At 59.7% G+C, this 5,393-nt stretch carries 4 protein-coding genes; 2 read left to right on the top strand and 2 right to left on the bottom strand.

Features of this window, described 5'->3' with window-relative positions; all coding sequences use genetic code 11:
* Window positions 1-441: 441 nt before the first annotated feature.
* Both VJ604_RS09170 and VJ604_RS09165 read right to left on the bottom strand, forming a co-directional pair.
* Complete coding sequence (locus VJ604_RS09170; RefSeq protein ID WP_324081802.1) at window positions 442-3,165, bottom strand: hybrid sensor histidine kinase/response regulator; 2,724 nt, start codon at window positions 3,163-3,165, stop codon at window positions 442-444.
* A 118-nt stretch (window positions 3,166-3,283) separates the two neighbouring features.
* The gene (locus tag VJ604_RS09165) at window positions 3,284-4,090 is read right to left on the bottom strand and encodes a LolA-like protein (protein WP_324081800.1); all 807 of its coding nucleotides are present in this window, start codon (window positions 4,088-4,090) and stop codon (window positions 3,284-3,286) included.
* 260 nt (window positions 4,091-4,350) lie between these two features.
* On the opposite strand from VJ604_RS09165, the gene VJ604_RS09160 reads away from it, so the two are divergent.
* The gene (locus VJ604_RS09160) at window positions 4,351-4,707 is read left to right on the top strand and encodes a response regulator (RefSeq protein WP_324081797.1); all 357 of its coding nucleotides are present in this window, start codon (window positions 4,351-4,353) and stop codon (window positions 4,705-4,707) included.
* A gap of 81 nt (window positions 4,708-4,788) precedes the next feature.
* Window positions 4,789-5,205 carry a hypothetical protein gene (locus VJ604_RS09155; protein WP_324081795.1) on the top strand — a complete coding sequence of 139 codons (417 nt, stop codon included), beginning with the start codon at window positions 4,789-4,791 and terminating at the stop codon, window positions 5,203-5,205.
* Window positions 5,206-5,393 lie beyond the last annotated feature (188 nt).

The following is a 5,393-nucleotide window of genomic DNA, read 5'->3' as shown; positions in this document are numbered from 1 at the left end:
TGGTGCAGGACACCGACCAATTGGTGCAGGACACTGACCAACCGGGCCACGACGCTGACCAACTGGTCCGCGTCGCCGGCTACCTGGGTCAGTTTTGCGACCCAACTTGTCCAGGCCCTGGCAACCATCCATGGTCTGCTCGAAAGGGTTCCGAAACGGAGATACAGCACTTCCTTTGAGCCATGAAACATCTCCGCGACCCGGGGCAAGCATTACCAGGAGAACAGAGCAACAGGTTCAGACCACTGACCATGTGGTCCAGGCCGCCGACCACATGGTCGACGGTACAGTCAACGGAGACGAACGAGACGAAGCTGACAGAAGAAGGGTTGATGGGGTTGGGTCGAGCGGTGCACCTGTGGAAGACCTTTGCTGCGAGGAAGGAAGATACGTTGCCGACGCGTGCGAAGCGCGCGGAGAAGGGTGCCTTGGGCGATGAGGTCAGCTGCAATGCCCTGGCGGGACAGTTTCCAGCTCTTCCTCCCCCCTCAGCAATCGAATCCCGCCCAAGACCTCGGACAGCTGCCCCTGCATGGCCATTAGCAGCGGGAAGGCGTCGCCTTCCCGCCTTTCCCGGATGGCGACTTCCAGCTGGCAGGCGGTCTCATGCAAGGACTTGGCGCCGATCATGCCGGAGAGGCCATTGAGACCGTGTGCCAGCTTCTCTGCCCCCTCGGGATCGCCACCGTCCATGGCCCGACGGATGTCGTCGGCCACGGTCCGGTTTTTCTCTTCGAAGTTGAAAAGTATCGTCCGCAGCACATCCGCCTTGCCAAGCACGCGCTTCAGCGCCTCCTCAAGGTGTATGCCCGGCAGCGAAGGCGGCAGGGGAAGCACCGTCCCGGACGCCTCGGGGGGGCTTGCCTTGAAATCATGCACAGGGGACCGGTCCCCCGGCTTTATCCACTTCACCAGCACGCTCAGCAGGTCGTCGACGTCGAACGGCTTGGCGAGGTGATCGTTCATGCCGGCGGCGACACACTTCTCCCGCTCGCCCACCATGGCGTGAGCGGTCATGGCGATGATGGGAAGCTCCTCTGCGGAGCGGTGCTTCCGGATCTCACGGGTGGCGTCGTAACCGTTCATCTCCGGCATCTGGATGTCCATCAGGACGGCATCGAAGCTGCCGCCGGCGGCGATCACCTCCACCCCCATGCGCCCGTTCACCGCCATCTCCACCGACAGCCCCACCCCTTCCAGCACTTCGCTCGCCACCATCCAGTTGACCGCGTTATCCTCTACCACCAGGACCCGCGCCCCCCGGATCTGCTGCAGGGCGTTCTCCAGGGATGGCTGTCCCGCCCGCTGCCGGGGAGCACTCCGGCGACCTGCCGCCTGACCGCCACCCGGGTACAGGTGGCGGTGGTCGAGCTCGTAGCCGCGCTGTGGGGCCTCCTCAATTTTCCCGGCGGCCACCGGCAGCCGCAGTGCAAAGGAGAACCGGCTCCCCTTCCCCGGCTCGCTGGCGATGTCCAGGCGGCCGCCCATCATCTCAAGCAGCCGCGTCACGATGGACAGCCCCAACCCGGTGCCGCCGTGCTTGCGGGTGATGGAGCTGTCGCCTTGGGAGAAGGGTTCCAACACCCGGTCGATCTGCTGGCAGTCCATGCCGATGCCGGTGTCACTCACTGAGAAGGAGAGTGGCAGCAGCCCAGGCTCTGCCGGCCCGGCTTCAACGGCGACCACGACACTACCCTGTGCGGTGAACTTTACGGCGTTACCCGCCAGGTTGGCGAGCACCTGCCCCAGGCGGAGCGGATCGCCCACCACCCGTCGCGGGATGCCGGCGGGGAGCGAGAAGCGCAGCTCCAGCCCCTTCTCTTCGGCTTCCACTCTCAACATGCCGGAAAGCTGCTCGAAGAGGGTGCCCAGGTCGAAGGGGATCGCCTCCAGCTCAAGCTTGCCCGCCTCGATCTTGGAGAAGTCGAGGGTATCGTTGATGATGCCGAGCAGCGCCTCGGAAGCGCGCTGGATCCTCGCCAGGTACTCTTTTTGGCGCTCGGTGATCTCCGTCTGCAGCAGCAGGTAGGTCAGGCCGTTGATGGCGTTCATCGGCGTGCGGATCTCATGGCTCATGTTGGCCAGGAACTCGCTCTTCGCCAGGCTGGCTGCCTCGGCGGCTTCTTTGGCCGAGTGCAGGATCTGCTCGGCCTCGACCCGCTCGAGGTTGCTCCTTTCGATGGCGGCCAGCTCGCGCGCCCTGGCGCGGAACACGAGCCGCATCGCGACCGTAGTGCTGACGATGGAAGCCAGCAGCAGCAGCGCAAGCGACAGCGCGTTCTTTCTCCAGCCGGCAGCGTAGTCGTCGCGGGCCATGCCGACGGTGATGCTGAAAGGGTAGGCTTTTTTGAAGGTGTTGACGCGGGGGACTTTGTCGGCGCCGGCCGGCGTGAAGTAGGATACCTGGGTATGACCTTGCGCCAGCAGCCGTTGCAGTTCCTTGGAGATCGGGCCGACCTTGACGACTGCTCCGGCTGCATTGGTTGCCGGGATGCGGGCGACCAGCTGCATCCGCACGTCGCGCAGCGAGATCACGCTGTTCTTGCCGAGGTTGATGGCGGAAAACCTCTTGGTCAGCGATTCGATGTGGATGATCCCTTGCACGATACCGGCAAAGGAGCCGTCCGGCCGGTTCAGGCGGCGGGCCAGCACGATCATCGGTTTCTTGAAGACCTTGCCAATCAGTGGCTTGCTGATGACCAGTTCAGCCTTGCTGTCGTTGCGCAGGGTCTTGAAGTATTCCCGGTCGCTCACTACCAAAGGCGCTTCCAGCTTTGCCCCGGCCCCATAGGTGACACGTCCGTCGGCATCGGTGACCCGGATCGCCTCGAAGGTGTGGTAATGGTAGAGCTCGTTGCTGACATGCAGGTTCAGCCGCTTGGCAATGATGCCGCCATCGGAGAGTTCCTCTTCATATTCGTCCTTGATGGAAAGGAGCGCGTGGTCACCCTCCCTGATCATCCCGGCGATGTTCTGATCCAGGATTTCGCAGATGTTGCGGGTGGCGATGGCGGCATCGGCCTCGGCTTTAGTCCGCTGCTGGTAGAGGACCATGCCGGCAAGCAAGGCAAGCAGCAGATTGAACAGGACGCAACAGAGGATCAGCCGGAACAGATAACTCTTCTGGGAGAGGACAATCTTGGAGGGTATCACTGCATTGATCATTGGGCCGACCGAGCTTAAAAAACCGCTGCAACCACAAAAGACATCAAGAGGCCCTACCATACCATGCCTAGTTAAATCATTTCAATTGGTATCACTAAAAAAGGTTGCTTTAGCAGGGTCAAGGAGAAGATGGGAGCTTTCGAAGCTCGATTTCCTGAGGGGTGAAGAGTTCGGGAGGAATCTTGCGGTTCACCTGGATATCGTCCAGCAGGATCTCGGAAATCATGATCCCGCCGGCATAGCTGGTCAGCTTGTGCGGAAACTGCACGCCATCCACCGGACGGTAGTCGCCGTACTCGGTGGAAAGCTCGCCGATCCCGCTCCCGCCCATGGGGAAGCTCGCGTCAACCCTGATGATGAGGCCGCTCTTGGCATCGACCAGGATGCCGAGCCGGGGACCGTGCTTGGGCTGGACGAACAGCAGAAGGGTCTCCCTCCCCTTGTACGGTTGCCCGCCACCGTACCTCGCATGGTAGTTGCCGCTGGCCAGCCCCATCGGCAGATTGAGATAGCTGTACTGGTACAGCATCGATTGAAGCTCAAGCTCCGGCACGGCCACGAATCCCTTCTCCGTCGCCTGCCAGCCGCGCTCCCCGTTGAGCACCCTGACCTCTCCCCCCTCTTCGGGCATCACTTCGATGCGCAGCCTGCCGGGGCGCTGGAAGTAGCGGGCATAGTGGCCTGACTTGCCGCTCAGTAACTGGGTGATATTTCCCTTGGCGACCACCGAGACGACCTTTTTGACCACCTCGGCGCCTCCATATGCTTTCAGCAGAGAGGAAACGATCTCGCTGCCCCGGTCCTTCGCGACCTCCGCCCCACGGTCGTACGGCATCTCATCTGCCGGACACCTGCCGTAAAGGAATAGTGGCAGGGCCAATGCCAGCATGACCGTCTTCACGAGCGCGTCACATCTCAACCTCATGGCAGTCACTCCATCCGTTAACGCTCCACCCGCCGCTACACTCAGCCTCCATTTTAGGATATCCGTTCGGCGGCCACAAGACCGCCCTACCCCCACCGCAACTCGGGCTACCCCTGGCTGATTATCACTCCGTCACACTTTGGCATCCGGCTGCAGCAAAAAAAGGAGTGTTCATTTACGTTCCCTAAAGAGCTTTACTGTGCTAAAGTACCGCTTCGCATCGAGTCCAACGATTTTCAGCCGTGATAAGGGGGGGAACCATGAAAAAAGTGCTGGTGATCGACGATTCCAAATTTATCACTGAGCTCTATTCACAATTTCTCACTTCCCGTGGCTACCAGGTCGAAAGCCTAAACTCTCCTTTCGGGGTCACCACCAACATCAACAAGAACAAGCCCGACGTCGTCCTGTTGGACCTGAATATGCCGGGACTCAGCGGCAAAGGGATCCTGGAGTTGCTGAAAGGCCACCGGAGCTCTCGCATCATCGTGGTATCGGCCGACACCCGTGAAGAAGAGATGAAAGGGCTTTCCGAGTCCGGTTTGGCCGACGACTATTTCATCAAGGGACAAGACCTGAACTATCTCGATCACAAAATCAGAAAAGTCATGGTATGATTTGAGGCTCATGTCCTATTGCCGTGACCGGCAACTGGCAGCTACATCCTGTAGTAATCATATGACCAAAGGAGATCGATGATGAAAAAAGTGATGGTTCTCGTGACGACGGCTTTGTTTTCCGCAGCGCTCGCTACCTCTGCCCTGGCCTATGACCCGCTGAAGAGCGCCAACGAGGCTCTCGACAAAACGAACCAGTCGGTGGACAAGGCGTCCCAGAAAGAGGCCGACATGAAGAACAAGGCTGCCCAGAAGGAAGCCGACGCCAAGAAGAAGGCTGCCGACAAGCAGGCCGATGTGAAGAACAAGGCAAACAGCAAGAGCGCGGAAGCGAAGGCCAAGACCGAAAAGCAGAAGGCCGCGGCCAGCGAGACTCACAAAAAGGCCAAGAAGACCGCCGCCGGGGCCAAAGATGCGGCTAAAAAGACCGGCGCGGATGCCAAGGCAGCCAAAGACACCATGGCTAACGACATGAAAGATATGAAAAACATGAAGTAGTAGCCACGCCTCAACGAAAAAAGCCCTTGCTCCACGGAGCTAGCTTCTAACCTAATCTGTTGACAAGACACAAAAACGCCCTCATTCGGAGACACCGATCGAGGGCGTTTTTGTGTCATATCAGTAGGTTACTGGCATAGAAAATTATCATGCCAAACAAGGCTGCGGAAGATATCTTTTGTAGGCTC

The organism is Geomonas sp., assembly GCF_035254065.1.
Taxonomy (GTDB): domain Bacteria; phylum Desulfobacterota; class Desulfuromonadia; order Geobacterales; family Geobacteraceae; genus Geomonas.
Note: the sequence above shows the minus strand (reverse complement) of the source record. Positions and strands in the feature narration are given on the sequence as shown.

Excerpts from the sequence above, each read along its gene's own strand:
- VJ604_RS09170 (WP_324081802.1), bottom strand. The coding sequence starts at position 3,165 with ATGATCAATGCAGTGATACCCTCCAAGATTGTCCTCTCCCAGAAGAGT.
- VJ604_RS09165 (WP_324081800.1), bottom strand. The coding sequence starts at position 4,090 with ATGAGGTTGAGATGTGACGCGCTCGTGAAGACGGTCATGCTGGCATTG.
- VJ604_RS09160 (WP_324081797.1), top strand. The coding sequence starts at position 4,351 with ATGAAAAAAGTGCTGGTGATCGACGATTCCAAATTTATCACTGAGCTC.
- VJ604_RS09155 (WP_324081795.1), top strand. The coding sequence starts at position 4,789 with ATGAAAAAAGTGATGGTTCTCGTGACGACGGCTTTGTTTTCCGCAGCG.